15 protein-coding genes are annotated in these 17,347 nt (G+C 63.7%); 6 read left to right on the forward strand and 9 right to left on the reverse strand.

From position 1 onward, the window contains the following. Positions 1 to 22: 22 nt before the first annotated feature. Both CRO48_RS13635 and mepA read right to left on the reverse strand, forming a co-directional pair. Entirely contained in the window at positions 23 to 397 is a 375-nt protein-coding gene (locus CRO48_RS13635; RefSeq protein ID WP_097140162.1) for a methylglyoxal synthase, read from the reverse strand. A 108-nt stretch (positions 398 to 505) separates the two neighbouring features. Continuing rightward, entirely contained in the window at positions 506 to 1,570 is a 1,065-nt protein-coding gene (gene mepA / locus CRO48_RS13640; protein ID WP_097140495.1) for a penicillin-insensitive murein endopeptidase, read from the reverse strand. Positions 1,571 to 1,763: 193 nt separating this feature from the next. Here mepA and CRO48_RS13645 point away from each other — a divergent pair, with 193 nt between their 5' ends. From CRO48_RS13645 to CRO48_RS13665, 5 genes are all read left to right on the forward strand, one after another. Next, positions 1,764 to 3,614, forward strand: a complete 1,851-nt coding sequence (locus CRO48_RS13645; RefSeq protein ID WP_097140165.1) for an extracellular solute-binding protein — start codon at positions 1,764 to 1,766, stop codon at positions 3,612 to 3,614. A 151-nt stretch (positions 3,615 to 3,765) separates the two neighbouring features. After that, on the forward strand, positions 3,766 to 4,848 hold the full coding sequence (locus tag CRO48_RS13650) for a microcin C ABC transporter permease YejB (RefSeq protein ID WP_097140168.1): 1,083 nt from the start codon (positions 3,766 to 3,768) through the stop codon (positions 4,846 to 4,848). Next, complete coding sequence (locus tag CRO48_RS13655; protein WP_097140170.1) at positions 4,848 to 5,993, forward strand: ABC transporter permease; 1,146 nt, start codon at positions 4,848 to 4,850, stop codon at positions 5,991 to 5,993. The genes CRO48_RS13650 and CRO48_RS13655 overlap by 1 nt, the downstream gene beginning before the upstream one ends. 8 nt (positions 5,994 to 6,001) lie before the next feature. Next, the gene (locus tag CRO48_RS13660) at positions 6,002 to 7,642 is read left to right on the forward strand and encodes an ABC transporter ATP-binding protein (RefSeq protein ID WP_097140172.1); all 1,641 of its coding nucleotides are present in this window, start codon (positions 6,002 to 6,004) and stop codon (positions 7,640 to 7,642) included. A 29-nt stretch (positions 7,643 to 7,671) separates the two neighbouring features. Further along, the gene (locus CRO48_RS13665) at positions 7,672 to 8,631 is read left to right on the forward strand and encodes a 2-hydroxyacid dehydrogenase (RefSeq protein WP_097140174.1); all 960 of its coding nucleotides are present in this window, start codon (positions 7,672 to 7,674) and stop codon (positions 8,629 to 8,631) included. Between the two features lie 31 nt (positions 8,632 to 8,662). On the opposite strand, the gene CRO48_RS13670 is transcribed toward CRO48_RS13665, so the two are convergent. The 3 genes from CRO48_RS13670 to CRO48_RS13680 all read right to left on the reverse strand — a co-directional run bounded on the left by CRO48_RS13670 (position 8,663) and on the right by CRO48_RS13680 (position 11,384). Further along, on the reverse strand, positions 8,663 to 9,517 hold the full coding sequence (locus CRO48_RS13670) for a C40 family peptidase (RefSeq protein WP_097140506.1): 855 nt from the start codon (positions 9,515 to 9,517) through the stop codon (positions 8,663 to 8,665). A 7-nt stretch (positions 9,518 to 9,524) separates the two neighbouring features. After that, entirely contained in the window at positions 9,525 to 9,875 is a 351-nt protein-coding gene (locus CRO48_RS13675) for a MarR family transcriptional regulator (protein WP_097140176.1), read from the reverse strand. A gap of 117 nt (positions 9,876 to 9,992) precedes the next feature. Then, the gene (locus CRO48_RS13680) at positions 9,993 to 11,384 is read right to left on the reverse strand and encodes a leucyl aminopeptidase family protein (protein WP_097140178.1); all 1,392 of its coding nucleotides are present in this window, start codon (positions 11,382 to 11,384) and stop codon (positions 9,993 to 9,995) included. A 133-nt stretch (positions 11,385 to 11,517) separates the two neighbouring features. On the opposite strand from CRO48_RS13680, the gene CRO48_RS13685 reads away from it, so the two are divergent. After that, the gene (locus tag CRO48_RS13685; protein ID WP_097140180.1) at positions 11,518 to 12,336 is read left to right on the forward strand and encodes a tetratricopeptide repeat protein; all 819 of its coding nucleotides are present in this window, start codon (positions 11,518 to 11,520) and stop codon (positions 12,334 to 12,336) included. 170 nt (positions 12,337 to 12,506) lie between these two features. Here the strand turns inward: CRO48_RS13685 and CRO48_RS13690 are convergent, their stop codons facing one another. The 4 genes from CRO48_RS13690 to CRO48_RS13705 are packed head-to-tail and all read right to left on the reverse strand — an operon-like array spanning position 12,507 to position 17,318. Beyond that, positions 12,507 to 13,490, reverse strand: coding sequence for a type II secretion system F family protein (locus CRO48_RS13690; protein ID WP_097140183.1), 984 nt, complete (start codon positions 13,488 to 13,490; stop codon positions 12,507 to 12,509). A gap of 9 nt (positions 13,491 to 13,499) precedes the next feature. Next, positions 13,500 to 14,510, reverse strand: coding sequence for a type II secretion system F family protein (locus CRO48_RS13695; RefSeq protein WP_097140185.1), 1,011 nt, complete (start codon positions 14,508 to 14,510; stop codon positions 13,500 to 13,502). An 11-nt stretch (positions 14,511 to 14,521) separates the two neighbouring features. Further along, on the reverse strand, positions 14,522 to 15,991 hold the full coding sequence (locus tag CRO48_RS13700; RefSeq protein WP_097140187.1) for a CpaF family protein: 1,470 nt from the start codon (positions 15,989 to 15,991) through the stop codon (positions 14,522 to 14,524). Positions 15,992 to 16,028: 37 nt separating this feature from the next. Then, positions 16,029 to 17,318, reverse strand: a complete 1,290-nt coding sequence (locus CRO48_RS13705) for an AAA family ATPase (RefSeq protein WP_097140189.1) — start codon at positions 17,316 to 17,318, stop codon at positions 16,029 to 16,031. Positions 17,319 to 17,347 lie beyond the last annotated feature (29 nt).

Raw genomic sequence — 17,347 nt, forward strand, 5'->3', positions numbered from 1 at the left:
CCGAAAGCTTTTGCCACCGTTGTCAGTTGGCCGCAACCAGCCGTTCCGCCGTAGCAAGGTTCAATGCCATGGGGATGTCGTAGACGATCGCAAGCCGCATCAGCGCCTTCACGTCGACGTCGTGCGGCATGGCCGTCAGCGGATCGACGAAGAAAATCAGCATGTCCACCTCGCCAGTGGCGATCAGCGCGCCAATCTGCTGGTCGCCGCCGAGCGGCCCGCTCTTCAGGCGCGTGACGTCGAGTTCCGGGCAGGCTTCCAGCACGCGCCCACCGGTCGTTCCGGTCGCGAAGATCCGGCTTTGCCGTAGCGCAGCCTCGTTGCGCCGGGCGAAATCCGCCATCTCGTCCTTCTTCTCGTCGTGCGCGATAAGAGCGATGGTCTTTGGAAGCGACATGGGTGGCCCCGAAACTAAATCGATTTGATGGCTCTATACAGGACCATGGTCGCCGTGAAAAGCCGCCTCCAGCGGAGCGTCGCGGCCCCGGTCGATCTGCAGCGGCTCCTACTGCAGCGACGGTCGCGGCAACGGCACGGGAACGGCGAAGGAAGGCTGCGCGCCATCGGCGGCAATTACGGCGGCGATGCTGCCATCGGCGGTCTCCGGCTCCTGGGTGGAATAGGCAAGAGAGCTGCCGCCGCCATATGTGACCTCCTGCTCCGATGCGGGGGCAGGGCCCGCCAGAACCGCCGCGCAGGCCTTCGGAAGATCGGAAAGCGTGGCAAGGCGCGGCGGCTTTGCCGGCTTTTGGTCCTTTTTCGGCGAAGGCTTTGCCCAGGGTTCGTCGGTGAACCACCAGGCGAGCGACTTGTCGCAGCCGTCGCCTGTCGGCACGGCCGCCTGCCCCTTGCAGTTCGCCGAGCCGGGCGGGCACTTGATGCGGATGTGGAAATGGTAGTCGTGCCCGTAGATCGGGCGAACCTTGCCGAGATCGGTGCGGTCGCCGGTCCAGGTGTCGCAGAGCTTCTTCTTGATGGCCGGATTGACGAAAATGCGCTCCACCTGCGGATAGCTCGCAGCAAGCATGATCAGGCGCGCCTGCCGCTCGCTCCAGGCGCTCGGATTGATCGTCAGGAACCGCTTCGGCTGCAGCATTGAGGTTGCCTGGATGCTTTCGCGCTCCTGGTAGGTCAGCGTCCGGTCCGGCATCGGCGTCAGCCAGATGTCGGCGTCGAGGCCGATCTGGTGCGAGGCGTGGCCGTTCATCATCGGCCCGCCGCGTGGCTGGGCGATGTCGCCGAGAAGCAACCCGTTCCAGCCGACCTTGGTGCGCGCGTCCTTCGAGAACTGCTCGATCAGCTCGATCATCGCCGGGTGTCCCCAGCGGCGGTTGCGCGAAAGCCGCATCGCCTGCCATGTCGGCCCGTCCGTCGGGATGGCCACGCCGCCGGCAAGGCAGCCCTTGGAATAGAAGCCGTAGGCCTGCGGCTGCATCACCGATGGCAGGGCCTTGCCGCCGAAAAGCTCCCGCGCCGGTCTGTCTTCGGCATGCAGCGGGGAGGCGATGGCCGCCAAAAGCGCTGCCGCGGTTCCAAGGCGGGTCAGGAGTGGCTTGAACGTGGGAAGCATTTCGTCGTCCAGAATCGATTTTGACTGTCGTACGGGCACGAAGTAGCACGGCGCGCGCCCGGCGGGGATGAAATCTGCGATGGCAAGGGGGCTGCAAAAAATCGCCGCTTTCATGGCGGCTCCTGTCATTTGCCCGGATTTTGTCTAATCTTTCCGGCAGACGGTTGCGGCAGTCGATAACAAGGGGCTTGGTATGAAGATAGGCAAATCCGGAATTCTCAGTGCGTTCGTGCTTGCGGCGGCGGTATCGTCGCTTGCCGCAGGGGCGGGGGCGCAGGAGAAGGCGCCGGAATGGCGGCACGGGATCTCCACCGTCGGCGAGCTCAAGTATCCGGCCGGATTTGCCCACTACAGCTACGTCAACCCCAAGGCGCCAAAGGGCGGCACGCTTCGGCTTTCCAGCGCCGGCGCATTTGATTCCTTCAATCCGCTGCTTGCCAAGGGTGAGGCCGCAGCCGGCCTCAACCTCGTCTTCGATACGCTGATGAAGTCTTCCGAGGACGAGGTCACCACCTCTTACGGCCTTCTGGCCGAGGGCGTCTCCTATCCGGACGATATCTCGTCCGCCACCTTTCGGCTCCGTCCGGAAGCGAAATGGGCGGACGGCCAGCCGGTGACGCCGGAAGACGTGATCTTTTCGTTCGAAAAAGTGATCGAGCACAATCCGCTCTACACCAACTACTACAAGCACGTCGTCTCCGTCGAAAAGACCGGTGACCGCGACGTCACCTTCCAGTTCGACGAGAAGAACAACCGCGAGCTGCCGCAGATTCTCGGCCAGTTCCCGATCGTGCCGAAGCACTGGTGGGAGGGCAAGGATGCCTCGGGCAAGGAGCGCGACATCTCGCGAACGACGCTCGAACCGGTCATGGGATCCGGCCCCTACAAGATCGCCACGTTCTCGCCGGGCTCGACGATCCGCTACGAACTGCGCGACGATTATTGGGGCAAGGACCTGAACGTCAACGTCGGGGAGAACAATTTCGGGCGCATCGAGTATTCCTATTTCGGCGATCGCAATGTCGAATTCGAGGCGTTTCGCGCCGGCAATGTCGATTACTGGTTCGAAAACCAGGCAAGCCGCTGGGCTACGAGCTATGACTTCCCTGCCGTAAAAGACGGGCGGGTGACGCGCGAGGAGATCGCCAACCCGTATCGCGCCACCGGCATCATGCAGGCCATGGTGCCGAACATGCGCAAGCCGATGTTCCAGGACGAGCGGGTTCGAGAGGCCCTGAGCTATGCCTTCGATTTCGAGGAACTGAACAAGACGGTGTTCTACGAGCAGTACAAACGGGTCAACAGCTTCTTCTTCGGAACGGAGCTTGCCTCCTCCGGCCTGCCGGAAGGCAAGGAGCTGGAAATCCTCAACGAGCTGAAGGATCAGGTGCCGCCGAGCGTTTTCACCACGCCGTTCGAAAATCCGGTCGGCGGCGACCCCGGCAAGCAGCGCGAGAACCTGCGCAAGGCCGTCGCGCTGCTCAAGGATGCAGGCTACGTGCTGAAGGGCAATCGCATGGTCAAGGAGGATACCGGCGAGCCGCTATCCTTCGAGATCCTGCTGTCGAGCCCCACGCTGGAGCGCGTTGCCCTTCCATACGCCAACAATCTCAAGCGCATCGGCATCGACGCCCGGGTGCGCACCGTCGATTCATCGCAGTATACCAATCGCACGCGCGCCTTCGACTACGATATGACCTGGGTCGTCTGGGGCCAGACCCTGCATCCGGGCAACGAGCAGAGCGACTATTGGGGTTCTTCCTCGGTCGACCGCCAGGGGTCCAAGAACTATGCCGGCATTTCCGATCCGGCTATCGACGCTTTGATAAACCGGATCATCTTTGCCAAGGACCGCGAAGAGCTGGTTGGGGCGACGAGGGCCCTCGACCGCGTCTTGCTCGCGCATCACTATGTCGTGCCGATGTACTACCGCATGGCCGCGCCGATCGCCTACTGGAACCGCATTGCCCGACCGGCGGAGCTGCCGGCCTACGGCATCGGCTTCCCCGACGCCTGGTGGTCGACCGAGGTCAAGCCGGAGTGAGTGCTTGCATTGGACCGCGCCGGCGCTCCAAATGGCAGCCAGTACGAATCACCGCCACGGCGGCCAAGGTTTATCGGGGATTTCGCGGATTGAGAGCTGACAGGGCGACAGGTGGCGGCATGGCTGCCGCGATCACGCGGAGGCCCGGCTGATGGGCGCCTACATCCTCAGACGCCTGCTGCTGATGATCCCGACGATCGTCGGCATCATGGCGATCTCCTTCATCGTCGTGCAGTTTGCGCCGGGCGGCCCGGTCGAGCAGGTGATTTCCGACCTGACCAGCCAGGGCGGTGGCGACCGCCTGTCCGGCGGTGGCGACATGCTGCAGGACTTCTCCCAGGACGCCTCGTCGGGCTATCGCGGCGCCCGCGGGCTCGATCCCGAATTCATCGCCAAGCTGGAAAAGCAGTTCGGCTTCGACAAGCCGCCGCTCGAACGCTTCCTGACGATGATGGGCAACTATCTCCGCTTCGACTTCGGCGAGAGCTTCTTCCGCAACACCTCCGTCGTCGACCTGATCATCGAGAAGATGCCAGTGTCGATCTCGCTCGGCGTCTGGATCCTGATCCTGTCCTACGCGATCTCGATCCCGCTCGGCATCAAGAAGGCGGTGTCCGACGGCTCGCCCTTCGACGTCTGGACGTCCGGCGTCATCATCGTCGGCTACGCCGTACCCAGCTTCCTGTTCGGCATCCTGCTGATCGTTTTGTTCGCCGGCGGATCCTTCTTTGACTGGTTCCCCTTGCGCGGCATCGTCTCCGACAATTTCTGGCAGTTGCCCTGGTGGCAGAAGCCGCTCGACTACATGTGGCACATGACGCTGCCGCTGATCACGCTGCTTTTGTCGGCTTTCGCCACAACGACGCTCCTGACGAAGAATTCCTTCATCGACGAGATCAAGAAGCAGTACGTCGTCACCGCCCGCGCCAAGGGGTTGACCGAACGCCAGGTGCTCTACGGCCACGTCTTCCGCAATGCGATGCTGATCATCATTGCCGGTTTTCCCGGCGCCTTCATCTCGGCCTTCTTCACCGGCTCGCTGCTGATTGAATACATCTTCTCGCTCGACGGCCTCGGCCGCCTCGGTTACGAAGCTGTGGTTCGCCGCGACTATCCGATCGTCTTCGCGACGCTCTTCATCTTCTCGTTGATGGGGCTGGTCGTCAGTCTGATTTCCGACCTTATCTATACCTGGGTCGATCCTCGCATCGACTTCGAGCGGAGGGAGGTTTGATGGCTGTTCTTCCCGTCGCCCGCGCCCTTCCTGAAGGGTCTCCGCCGAAGGGCCTTCTCTCCCCCACCAACCAGCGGCGCTGGGAGAACTTCAAGGCCAACCGGCGCGGCTACTGGTCGCTCTGGATCTTCCTCGCCTTGTTTATCGTCAGCCTTTGCGCCGAGTTCATCGCCAACGACCGGCCAATCATCGCTTCCTACAAGGGCGAGATCCTGTTTCCTGTGCTGGCGAACTACCCCGAGGAAAAGTTCGGCGGCTTCCTTGCCGAGACCGACTACAAGTCGGATTTCATTCGCGACGAGATCGAGGCGAACGGCTGGATGGTCTGGCCCCCGATCCGCTATTCCTATCGCACCGTCAATTCCAACATCCCCCACTCCGCGCCGACGAAGCCGTTCTGGCTGATGAGCGCGGAGGAGCGATGCTCCGGCTACCCGGATGGGGCGGCCGATCGGGGCTGCATGCTCGGCAACTTGAACTGGCTCGGCACCGACGATCAGGCGCGCGACGTGCTTGCCCGCGCCATCTACGGCTTCCGTATCTCTGTCCTGTTCGGGCTGGCGCTGACGATCGCGTCCGCCATCGTCGGCGTGTCGGCCGGGGCCGTGCAGGGCTATTTCGGCGGCTGGACCGATCTTCTCATGCAGCGTTTCATCGAGATCTGGTCGTCGATGCCGGTGCTCTACATCCTCTTGATCATCTCGGCGATCCTGCCGCCCGGCTTCTGGATCCTCCTGTCGATCATGCTCTTGTTTTCCTGGGTCGGCTTCGTGGGCGTCGTACGCGCCGAGTTCCTGCGGGCGCGAAACTTCGAATACGTGCGGGCCGCCCGCGCGCTCGGCGTCGGCAACGGCACGATCATGGTCCGCCATCTGCTGCCGAACGCGATGGTGGCGACGCTGACCTTCCTGCCCTTCATCCTGTCGGGCTCCATCACCACGCTGACCTCGCTTGACTTCCTGGGCTTCGGCATGCCGCCGGGTTCGCCCTCGCTGGGCGAACTGATCGCCCAGGGCAAGCAGAACCTGCAAGCGCCATGGCTGGGCCTGACCGCGTTCATCGTCATGTCGCTGATGCTGTCGCTTTTGATCTTCGTCGGCGAAGCCACGCGCGACGCCTTCGACCCGAGAAAGACCTTCCGTTGAGCCCGGCCATGAACGAAAAGAAGAGCGAGCCGATCCTAAGCGTGGAAGACCTCTCGGTCGCCTTCCATCAGGGCGGCAAGACGTCGCTTGCCGTCGACCAGGTTTCCTTCGAGATCGGTCGCGGCGAGGTCGTGGCGCTCGTCGGTGAATCCGGTTCCGGCAAGTCGGTGACGGCGAATTCCGTCCTCAGGCTTTTGCCATATCCCTCCGCCAGCCACCCCTCGGGTGCGGTGATGTTCAAGGGGCAAGACCTTTTGAAGGCGGCTGACGAGAAGCTGCGGCAGGTGCGCGGCAACGACATCACCATGATCTTCCAGGAGCCGATGACCTCGCTCAATCCGCTGCACACAATCGAGCGGCAGATCGGCGAGATCCTCGAGCTGCACCAGGGGCTGAAGGGCGCTCCAGCCAGGGTGCGCACCCTGGAGCTCCTGAACCAGGTCGGCATACGCGAGCCGGAGAAGCGGCTTTCCGCCTATCCTCACGAACTTTCCGGGGGACAGCGCCAGCGTGTGATGATCGCGATGGCTCTGGCCAACCGCCCAGAGCTCCTGATCGCCGACGAGCCGACGACGGCACTCGACGTCACCGTGCAGGCGCAGATCCTCGAGCTCCTGAAGAAGCTGAAGGAGGAGCACGGCATGTCCATGCTCTTCATCACCCATGACCTCGGTATCGTCCGCAAGTTCGCCGATCGGGTCTGCGTCATGACCAAGGGCAAGATCGTGGAAAGTGGGCCGGTGGAGACGATCTTCACCCATCCGCAGCACGACTACACCAGGCACCTGCTCTCGTCCGAACCGCGCGGCATGCCGCTGCCGGCCGACGACGCCAAACCGGTCGTCATGGAGGCCGAAGACATCAAGGTCTGGTTCCCGATCAAGGCCGGTTTCATGCGCAAGGTGGTCGATCACGTAAAGGCCGTCGACGGCATCGATCTGAGGCTGCGCGCCGGACACACGCTCGGCGTCGTCGGCGAATCCGGCTCGGGCAAGACGACGCTCGGCCTGGCCCTGACGCGCCTCATCCCGTCTTCGGGCAGGATCGCCTTTGTCGGCAAGGATATTGCTACATATTCGTTCCAGGAAATGCGACCGCTCCGCAACCGGATGCAGATCGTCTTCCAGGATCCCTTCGGATCGCTTTCGCCACGCATGTCGGTGGCCGACATCGTCGCCGAGGGGCTGCAGATCCATGAGCCGAACCTTTCCGCCGACGAGCGCGACCGCCGGGTCGCCGCCGCCCTGGAAGAGACCGGCCTCGACGCCAGCACCCGCTGGCGCTACCCGCACGAGTTTTCCGGCGGCCAGCGCCAGCGCATTGCGATCGCCCGCGCCATGGTGCTGAAGCCGCAGTTCGTGATGCTGGACGAGCCGACCTCGGCGCTCGACATGAGCGTGCAGGCCCAGGTCGTCGACCTGCTGCGCGACCTTCAGGCCAAACACAATCTCGCCTACCTTTTCATCAGTCACGATCTCAAGGTCGTTCGCGCGCTCGCCAACGAGATCATCGTCATGCGCGCCGGCAAGGTGGTGGAGCAGGGGCTGGCGTCGCGGATCATCGAGGCGCCGGAAATGCCCTATACCCGGGCGCTGATGGCTGCCGCGTTCGATCTGGCCGCGGTAAAGTCGGACGTGGTCCACCAGTAATTCCCTTCCCCGTATCGCGCAGGTTCGCCGTGTCAAAGAAAAACCCCGTCATCATCGACCTGAAATTCGACCGCGAGCAGGTCGCTTCGGCACTGAAGAGTGCCTTCGCCGGCCGTGAGGTGATCGACCTTGCATTGCCAGCCAACAGGACACGCGACCTTTCCGAGGCCGGCTATGCGGTGGTCTGGAAGCCCTCGCCCGACCTTTTCTCGAGGGCGCGCGGCCTGAAGGCGATCTTTTCGGGCGGTGCCGGCGTGGACCACGTGCTGACGATTCCCGGCCTGCCGGACATCCCCCTCGTTCGCTTTGTCGACCCGAGCCTGACGAACCGCATGAGCGAATGGGTGGTCCTGCAGTGCCTGCTGCACCTTCGGCAGTTCAAGACCTATCAGGCGCAGAGCGAGAAGCGCGTCTGGCACGAACTCGACCAACCCGCGGCGGCCGACGTGACGGTCGGCATCATGGGAATGGGGGTGCTTGGCGTGGATGCGGCCCACAAGCTCAAGACGATAGGCTTCGACGTCATTGGTTGGTCGCGCCGGAAGAAGGTCGCCGATGGTGTGGAAACATTCGATGCTGCCGGACGGGACACGTTTCTCGCCCGCACCGATATTCTCGTCGGCCTGCTGCCGTTGACCGAAGACACCCGTGGTATCTTCAATGGCGCGCTCTTTTCGAAGCTGCGCCGGAACGGGCCGCTCGGCGGACCGTTCTTCGTGAATGCCGGCCGGGGCGGCAGCCAGGTGGAGGCAGATATCCTCGCCGCGCTCGACGGCGGCACGCTTGCGGGGGCCTCGCTCGACGTCTTCGAGACCGAACCCCTGCCGCTTCAAAGCCGGCTATGGAACCATGCCAAGGTATTCGTCACCCCGCATGCGGCCGCAGCTTCCGATGTGAGGGCGCTCTTTGCCCATGTCGAGCAGCAGATCGCTCGCCATGAGAACGGCGAGCCGCTTCAGCATCTCGTCGACCGGTCGAGCGGCTATTGATCCGTTCGCTCGCCGGGTCTGCGCGCGTGGGTCATGGCCGGCGATAGCCGGTCGGCTGCTGATAGAGCCAGCCGATCCGCTCGATGGCACTGTCCAGCCGCTCGCGCGCCACGCTCATCGTATTGCCGTTCGCGTGGACGATCGTCTCTGCGTCTTCCATGATCGCGACGTGCCCCTTCCAGAACACGAGGTCGCCGCGCCGAAGTTCCGCCCGGTCGATCGTCGCGCCGAGACCGCTCGCCTGCATGTCTGAATCACGCGGCGCCTGCCGCCCGGCCATCATCATGGAAAGCTGCACGAGCGCCGAGCAATCGATGCCGAAACCGCTGCGCCCGCCCCAGAGATAGGGCGTTTCCAAGAAGCGCAGGGCGATCGATACGTAGTCGTCGGCGATCGGCTGGCCGGCCGGCGCGCAATGGGAAGCGACGACCGACTGGCCGTCTGCTAGCGTCAGATAGCGTGTGCCGCGCGTCTCGGTCTCGCCGATCGCCGTCAGCCGGCTGCCGGCAGACAGAGCAAATGCCGCAGGTGTGCGCAGGTCCGCACCGGTATAGGCGAACGTCCGGGGAGCGGCGACGACGTGGGTGGCGGGCGCCCCGGCTTCCGAAATGGCCGTCTCGGGGACGTAGCCGACGTAGCCGTCAAAATCGGCCTTCACCCATGCCCAGCCGCCGGCGCGGTCCAGCACCCGTAGCGTTTCGCCGAACAGAAGCTCGGAATCGATGCCCGCCGTCACGTCCGGCCGTGGCCGCAAGGCGACGACAGGCGCCGAAACGGTCGCCGCGATGCCGGCCACGTAGCGCGGCGCCTCGACAGTTCCGCGCAACGCTTCCTCCGCGAGGTCGCTGCGATAGGCGTTCAGGCGCCTGTCTGGAAGGGTGTTCATCATGGCCTCATGGCTTCAGCGCACGGCCCTGGTCGATGATCAGGTCGCACAATTGCTCAAGATAGAGCGCCCCGTCCACGGTGCGCTGGATGACGACGTTGCGGCGGTCGCGTTCGTCGCGTTGGCGCGTCACCAACCCCATGGCGCCCATCGTGTCCAGCGCGCGCGTGATCACGGGCTTGGTGACGCTGAGCTTGGCTGCCAGCCCGCGAACGGTGTGCGGTGGCGGCACGAGATAGATCTCCAGCAAGATCGCCATCTGCCTCAGGGTCAGGTCTCGTCCGTCGAGCTTGACCTGGCCGGAAGAGACTGCATGCCAGAGGCCGAGCGCCTGTGAGGCGGAGAGTTCCAGTGGCAATGTGTTTCCCGATCCAGTGACGTCAGCTTCGTTACGCTACCGTATCGGTGAAGATTTGCAAAGCACGCGCAGCCCCGCGATCGGGGCTGCGCGCCTCCCGCGCCGAAGCAGATTTGCTTAGCCGGCTGTCATTCGCAGATGGTGGTAGAGCGCGCGAATAGCCTGCGCTTCCCCGCCGACCGGCGAATGCGGCCGTTCGGTCGGCGCCCAGCCGTAGATGTCGAAATGCGCCCAGCTCCTGGTGCGAGTGACGAACCGCTTGAGGAACAGGGCCGCGGTGATGGCGCCCGCCATGCCGCCCGCCGGCGCGTTCGTCAGGTCTGCGATCCGGGCGGATACGTCCTTGTCGTAGCCCATGTAGAGCGGCATGCGCCACAACGGATCGTCCACGAAGACGCTGGCCTCTGCGAGGTCCGCGGCCAGATCTCCGTCATCGGTGAAGAAGGGCGGAAGATCTGGACCGAGCGCCACGCGGGCGGCTCCCGTCAGCGTTGCCATGTCGATCAGAAGGTCCGGTTCGTCCTCGTCGGCGAGCGCGAGCGCATCGGCAAGGATCAGCCGGCCCTCGGCGTCGGTGTTGTCGATCTGCACGGTCAGCCCCTTTCGGCTGCGATAGATGTCGCCAGGCCGGAAGGCATTAGCCGAGATCGAGTTTTCAACAGCGGGAACTAGAATGCGCAGGTCGATCTTCAGCTTGGCGTCCATGATCATCAGCGCCAGGCCCAAGACGTTCGCCGCCCCACCCAGGTCCTTCTTCATCAGCAGCATCGACGATGCCGGCTTGATGTCGAGCCCGCCCGTATCGAAACAGACGCCCTTGCCGACCAGCGTGACCTTGCGATGGCCCTTCTTGCCCCAGCGCATCTCAAGCAGCCGCGGGGCTTCGGCCGAGGCCCTGCCGACGGTGTGGATCAGCGGGAAATTCTCCTTGAGCAGATCGTCGCCCTTTATCACCGAGACCTTGGCCTTGTAGTGCTCGCCGAGCGCCCGGAAGACGTCTTCCAGCGCTTCCGGCCCCATGTCGTTGGTCGGCGTGTTGATGAGGTCGCGTGCCAGGAAAACCCCGGCAAGCTGGCGCCTGATGTCGGCCGCATCCGCATCGGCGGGGATCAGCAGCGTCGGTGCGTCCTTGGTGGCGCCGCGATAGCGCTCGAATCGGTAGCTGCCGAGCCCATAGCCGAGGGAAAGCCGGTTCGCTGTCAACGGCGCGGTCTCGATGTGCCAGTCACCGGCTGGAAGCGCACGCGCCAGCTTGCCCGTCAGGAAGGGCGCCTCGGAGGGCGTCTTGCCGAGACCGAACAGCGCGCCGCCCAGATGGCCGTCCTCGGTAGGAATGAGGAGGAGCGAACCGGATTCGGCCCTGAAGCCTGCCTTCCTCGCCCAATCCAGGGCGATCGGGTCGATCGTACCGGTCTCTATATGGGCAGGGGTGATCGCGAAGATCGGAAGCGTCTTGCCGCCGCGTGTGCTGAAGGGGGAGGGGCGTTCGATGAACTGGTACGGGGCCATGGGGAGAGCCTTTGCAGGAGGTCCGGGAATCGGCGGATTAACATTCTGTTAGGGTTAACAGAATATTGCTGGAGTGAGGATTGCGGCGTGATTCTTTCACTTCGCGCTGCAGGAGACGCTCTGGGGATCTTTCATGCTTTGCTTCGTCAACGCAAAAACGTCTTGCCGAAAATTCGTCCTTTTGACGGCCACCGCCCTGGTCACGGCCACCCTTGCGGGTTGCTCGGCCGGCACAAGCAAGATGACGACCGGCTCTATTCCGAAAATGTCGAAGCCGATTACGGAGATGAATGCCAGCGAATTGAGCCGGGCGGCCGAGAGTGTCGGAAAGGCCTATGAGAAGAATCCGAAAGACCGTCAGGCCGGCCTGAACTACGCGAACCTCCTTCGCATGACCGGCAGGAACGATCAGGCGCTCGCCGTCATGCAGCAAGTGGCGATCTTCCATTCGTCCGACCGCGAAGTTCTGGCAGCCTACGGAAAGTCGCAGGCGGCGGCGGGTCAGCTCCAGCAGGCGCTCGGCACGATCCAGCGCGCCCAGACGCCTGATCGGCCGGATTGGCGGCTGAAGTCGGCCGAAGGGGCAATCCTCGACCAGCTGGGCCGCTCCGAAGAGGCGCGCGGGCGCTACCGCGAAGCGCTCGACCTGAAGCCCAACGAGCCGTCGGTCATGTCCAATCTCGGCATGTCCTATCTTCTCGCCCGCGACCTTCGCACGGCGGAAACCTATCTGCGTTCGGCCACGCAGCAGCCAGGGGCCGATTCCAGCGTCCGGCAGAACCTCGCGCTTGCCATCGGTCTGCAGGGGCGCTTCGCCGAGGCGGAACAGATCGCGCGCCAGGAACTGAGCGCCGAACAGGCCGAGGCAAACGTCGCCTACCTTCGCAGCATGCTTTCCCAGCAGAACTCGTGGAAGCAACTCGCCAAGAACGACGACAACAACACCAACTGAATCGAGTTTGCAGCCGCACGCGATATTGACGTTCGCCCGTCCTCCACTGGGGGCGCGGCGCCGCTGTGCCGGAGCTTGCTGTAGGGCTCGGCCGAACGCAGCGCATACCAGAGTGATGGCGCGCCCCGGACCGTATCGGTCGCGGGGCACTACGCTTGCTTGACCAGCGGTCAGAAGTTGTCGGCGACCTGAATGCCGGCAGGGCCGAGAATGACTGCGATCAGCACCGGCAGGAAGAAAACGATCATCGGCACCGTCAGCTTGGGCGGCAGCGCGGCTGCCTTTTTCTCGGCCTCGTTCATGCGCGTGTCACGGCTTTCCTGCGCGAGCACGCGCAGCGCCTGCGCGATCGGCGTCCCGTAGCGTTCGGCCTGGATGAGCGCCTGCATGACGGCCTTGACGATGTCGAGGCCCGTACGCGTGCCGAGATTTTCATAGGCGACGCGACGGTCCTGCAGGAAGGAGAGTTCGGCCGTCGTCAGCACCAGTTCTTCGGCCAGTTCCGGCGAAGCCATGGCGATTTCGTCCGCCACGCGCCGCAACGCCACCTCCATCGAGACACCCGATTCGACGCAGATGAGCAGCAGGTCGAGCGCGTCCGGCCATGCCCGCTTGATCGAGAGCTGACGCTTGCTTATTCGGTTCGAGATGTAGATGTTGGGCGCGTAGAAGCCGAGATAGGCGGCGCCTATCGAGGCGAAGATCCGGACGCTCATCGGCTTGTCGCCGAGATAGCCGAGATAGAAGATATAGAAGGCGCCGACCGCGAAGAAGATGAACGGCAGGACGAAACGGGCGAACAGGAAGATGTTGAGCGCGTTTTGCGAGCGGTAGCCGGCCTGGCGCAGGCGGTTGACGGTGCCGGTGTCCACCAGCGCTTGCCGCAGGTTCAGCTTCTCGACGACCTGCCGCACCGAGCCGTTCTGTTGAGCGCGCAGCGAACCCTTGCCCTGGCTGCCTTCGGAGTTCAGCCGTGCCCGTTCCCTTGCGCGGATTTGGTCCCGTTCCAGCGCCACGGATTTCATTCGTTTGTCGAGGTCGCCGCGCTCGAAATAGGGTGCTGCGAGCGAATAGAACGTGGCAAGCACCGCGAGCGCGACGAAGACCGGCAAGAGCAGGTCAGGATTGGTGAGGGTCGCTGCGAGTTCCTTCATCGTTTCCCCTCAGATGTCGAAGTTGATCATGTTGCGCATCATGAGAATGCCGATCGACATCCAGACGGCGGAGCATCCGAGGATGAGGTGGCCGCGCGAATCGGTGAAGAGGATCATCATGTATTCGGGCGTCGTCAGGTAGACGAGCAGCATGACGATCAGGGGCAGGGCACCGATGATCGCCGCAGACGCCTTTGCTTCCATCGACATGGCAGAGACCTTGGCCCTCATCTTCCGCCTCTCGCGCAGGACGCGGGACAGGTTGCTGAGCGCCTCCGACAGGTTGCCGCCGGCCTGGCTCTGGATCGCGATGACGATCGAGAAGAAGTTGACTTCCTGAAGCGGGATGTGGGTGAACATGCGTGCGCAGGCCTCGGGGATGCTGAGGCCCATCTGCTGGGATTCGACGACGCGACGGAACTCGGATTTCACCGGATCCTGTCCTTCGGCGGCAATAAGTCGGAGAGCGTCCGTCAGCGGCAGGCCCGACTTGATCGAGCGCACCATCACGTCCAGGGAGTTGGGAAACTCTTCGAGGAACTTGTTCATGCGCCGCTTGACGATGAAGTTGAGGACCCAGCGCGGCACACCCAGGCCCGTGATGACGAACAGGCCTGCGGAGATGACCGGCGGCGCGCCGGCCACGAGCGAGGCGAACGCCATGAACAAGCCGAAGGCCAGGCCGATCAGAATGAATTGCGTCGGCGTCAGGCCGAGGCCCGCCTGCGACAGCTTTGCCTTCAGCGTCGGCGCTGCCTTCTTGTGGCGCTCCTGCTGCTTCTTCTCCAGGTCTTTGAGCGAGTCCTGCACCGACTTGCGGCGCTTGGACATTTCCTGCATGCGCTCGCGGGCCGCCCGGACCTTGTTCTGGTCGGTTTCGGCTGACTTGACCCGGTTGACCCGGCTCTCGGCCTTCTTTTCCGTCTCGATTCGCGAGAACAGCAGGCCATAGCCGAGCGCGCCGGCGGCCAGGGCCGCCAGGGCGACGATCGCGAGGATGGTGGGATCAAGTCCGAACATCTGCCCCTCGGCTAGTCAGGTTTCTGCATCTGGTCGAGCGTAGCCGCCAGGCGCCGCTCCTCGTTGAAATAGCGGGCGCGATCCCAGAAGTGCGGTTTGCCGATGCCTGTGCCGACATGGCGGCCGATAATACGGCCGTTGGCATCTTCGCCTTCGATCTCGAAGCGCATCAGGTCCTGCGTGACGATCACGTCGCCTTCCATGCCCACGACCTCGGTGATGTGGGTGATGCGGCGCGTGCCGTCGCGCAGGCGCGTGGCCTGGATGACGACGTCCACCGAGCCGGCGATGATTTCTCGCACCGTCTTTGCCGGAAGCGTGTAGCCACCCATGGCGATCATCGATTCCATGCGGCTCAGGCATTCGCGCGGCGAGTTGGCGTGGATCGTTCCCATCGAGCCGTCGTGACCGGTGTTCATCGCCTGCAGCAGGTCGAATACCTCCGGGCCACGCACTTCACCGACGATGATCCGTTCGGGTCGCATGCGCAGGCAGTTCTTGATGAGATCGCGCATGGTGATCTCGCCCTCGCCCTCGATGTTCGGCGGGCGGGTTTCGAGGCGCACCACATGTGGCTGCTGCAGCTGGAGTTCGGCCGAATCTTCGCAGGTGATGACGCGCTCGTCGGCATCGATGTAGCGCGTCATGCAGTTGAGAAGCGTCGTCTTGCCCGAGCCGGTGCCGCCGGAGATCACGAGGTTGCAGCGGACACGGCCGATGATCTGCAGGAGGGTGGAGCCCTCCGGCGTGATCGAGCCGAACTTCACCAGCTGATCGAGCGTCAGCTTGTCCTTCTTGAACTTTCGGATCGTCAACGCCGTGCCGTCGATGGCAAGCGGCGAGGCGATGACGTTGACGCGCGAGCCGTCGGGAAGGCGGGCGTCGCAGATCGGGCTCGATTCGTCGACCCGGCGGCCGACCTGGCTGACGATGCGCTGGCAGATCGACAGCAACTGCGCGTTGTCGCGGAACCGGATCTCCGATTCCTGCACCTTGCCGCTCACTTCGATATAGGTCTTGCCCGCGCCGTTGACCATGATGTCGGCGATGTCGTCGCGTGCGAGCAGCGGCTCCAGCGGGCCATAACCCAGAACGTCGTTGCAGATGTCGTCGAGCAGCTCTTCCTGCTCCGAGATCGACATCGCGAAGTTCTTGATGGTGATGATGTCGTTGACGATGTCGCGGATTTCCTCGCGCGCGCTCTCGGCGTCGAGTTTGGCGAGCTGCGACAGGTCGATCGTGTCGATCAGGGCGGAGAAGACCTGCGACTTGGTGTCGTAGTAGTCTTCTGTCCGCGGCAAGCGTTTGCGGGCGATCGGCGAGGGCTGATGCGCCGGCGCGACGGCCACCGTCTCGCGAACGGGTTCGGCCACAGGTTGCGGCGCCAGGGCTGCCGGTGCAGGCATCGAGGCGGCCTGCGGCGCATGGCCGGCAAAACCGCCGCCCTTTCCACTGCCTTCGTTTCCGCGTCTACCGAACATTCCGTGTCATCCAGTTCTCGTCAAGGCTCTGGCCCGTTCACTTCCGGCCGAGCATCCCCAGCATCTTGCCAAGCCCGCCCTTCTTGGGCTTCTTCACGGTGGCTCGCCCCGTCACCACATGGGCGATCTGCGAAAAGGTCTCGGCCGCCGGCGATTTCTTGTCCATTTCCGCGATCATCCGTCCGCTGTTGGCTGCCGCGCCGAACAGCTGGGCATCGAACGGAATGATCGCGATCGGCTGCGTCTCGATGGCTTCGCAGAAGTCGTTGGGCGCGATCTCCGGCCGCTTCGGCATACCGACCTGATTGAGGATCAGATGCGGCGGCCGGTCGTTGGGCCGCAGCTTCTTCAAGGCATCGAACATGTTCTTCGCATTGCGCAGGTTTGCGAGATCGGGCACGGCCGTCACGATCACTTCGTCCACCTCCGACAGAAGCGTGCGCGTCCATTCCGACCAGGCATGCGGAACGTCAAGCACGTTCACCGGCGCGCTTCTCTGCAGCACCTCCATCATCGGCTGGAACGATCCGCGCTCCAGATCGTAGGCGCGGTCGAGCATCGACGGCGCGGCGAGCAGCGAAAGGTGATCGGAGCACTTGGCGAGCAGGCGGTCGAGAAACACCTCGTCCAGCCTTTCCGGCGTATAGACGGCTTCCGCCATGCCCTGGGGGGGATCCTGGTCGAAGTTGATGTTGGCCGTGCCGTAGGGCAGGTCAAGGTCGGCCAGCACCACTTCCGTCGAAAACAGGTTGGAGATGTCCCAGGCGCAATTGTGCGCGATGGTGGACGAGCCCACGCCACCCTTGGCGCCGATGAAGGCGATCGTGCGGCCGAGCGGTTCGGCCTCCGGATCGACGAAGATGGCTGCGACCGCGTTCAGCACGTCGGCCATCGACACGGGGGCGACGAGATATTCCGAAATGCCGTTGCGGATCAGCTCGCGGTAGAGCGTGATGTCGTTGTGGTGGCCGACGACGATGACCTTGGTGCTGGGATCGCAAACCTCCGCAAGCGGAGCCAGTTCGCCCATCAGTGCGGATGGAGGGGCCGAGGTCTCCAGTATGATGAGGTTCGGCGTGGGGGCGGCGGAGAACATGTTGACCGCCGCCTGGATGCTGCCGTTGTTGATGCGGAAGCTCACCTTCGACATCCGCCGGTCGCTGGCGCAGCGCTCCATCGCCTGGAACATGCCTTCGCTTTCGCAAAAGGCATGGATCGATATGCGCGGCAGCGGGCGCACGTTGTCGAGCTCGCCGGCGCCCGGGCCTTCGTCAGGGCCGGCCGCCGCGGCGTGTGCCGCGTCGATGCTGTACTGGATGCTCGTCATCTTCAAAGCCCCGTCACTGTTCGCTCACC

Origin of the sequence: Rhizobium subbaraonis (assembly GCF_900220975.1) — a bacterium.
GTDB classification, from domain to species: Bacteria; Pseudomonadota; Alphaproteobacteria; order Rhizobiales; family Rhizobiaceae; genus Mycoplana; species Mycoplana subbaraonis.

Excerpts from the sequence above, each read along its gene's own strand:
- CRO48_RS13670 (WP_097140506.1), bottom strand. The coding sequence starts at position 9,517 with ATGAACACCCTTCCAGACAGGCGCCTGAACGCCTATCGCAGCGACCTC.
- mepA (WP_097140495.1), bottom strand. The coding sequence starts at position 1,570 with ATGCTTCCCACGTTCAAGCCACTCCTGACCCGCCTTGGAACCGCGGCA.
- CRO48_RS13695 (WP_097140185.1), bottom strand. The coding sequence starts at position 14,510 with ATGTTCGGACTTGATCCCACCATCCTCGCGATCGTCGCCCTGGCGGCC.
- CRO48_RS13705 (WP_097140189.1), bottom strand. The coding sequence starts at position 17,318 with ATGACGAGCATCCAGTACAGCATCGACGCGGCACACGCCGCGGCGGCC.
- CRO48_RS13635 (WP_097140162.1), bottom strand. The coding sequence starts at position 397 with ATGTCGCTTCCAAAGACCATCGCTCTTATCGCGCACGACGAGAAGAAG.
- CRO48_RS13650 (WP_097140168.1), top strand. The coding sequence starts at position 3,766 with ATGGGCGCCTACATCCTCAGACGCCTGCTGCTGATGATCCCGACGATC.
- CRO48_RS13655 (WP_097140170.1), top strand. The coding sequence starts at position 4,848 with ATGGCTGTTCTTCCCGTCGCCCGCGCCCTTCCTGAAGGGTCTCCGCCG.
- CRO48_RS13700 (WP_097140187.1), bottom strand. The coding sequence starts at position 15,991 with ATGTTCGGTAGACGCGGAAACGAAGGCAGTGGAAAGGGCGGCGGTTTT.
- CRO48_RS13680 (WP_097140178.1), bottom strand. The coding sequence starts at position 11,384 with ATGGCCCCGTACCAGTTCATCGAACGCCCCTCCCCCTTCAGCACACGC.
- CRO48_RS13660 (WP_097140172.1), top strand. The coding sequence starts at position 6,002 with ATGAACGAAAAGAAGAGCGAGCCGATCCTAAGCGTGGAAGACCTCTCG.
- CRO48_RS13645 (WP_097140165.1), top strand. The coding sequence starts at position 1,764 with ATGAAGATAGGCAAATCCGGAATTCTCAGTGCGTTCGTGCTTGCGGCG.
- CRO48_RS13690 (WP_097140183.1), bottom strand. The coding sequence starts at position 13,490 with ATGAAGGAACTCGCAGCGACCCTCACCAATCCTGACCTGCTCTTGCCG.
- CRO48_RS13685 (WP_097140180.1), top strand. The coding sequence starts at position 11,518 with ATGCTTTGCTTCGTCAACGCAAAAACGTCTTGCCGAAAATTCGTCCTT.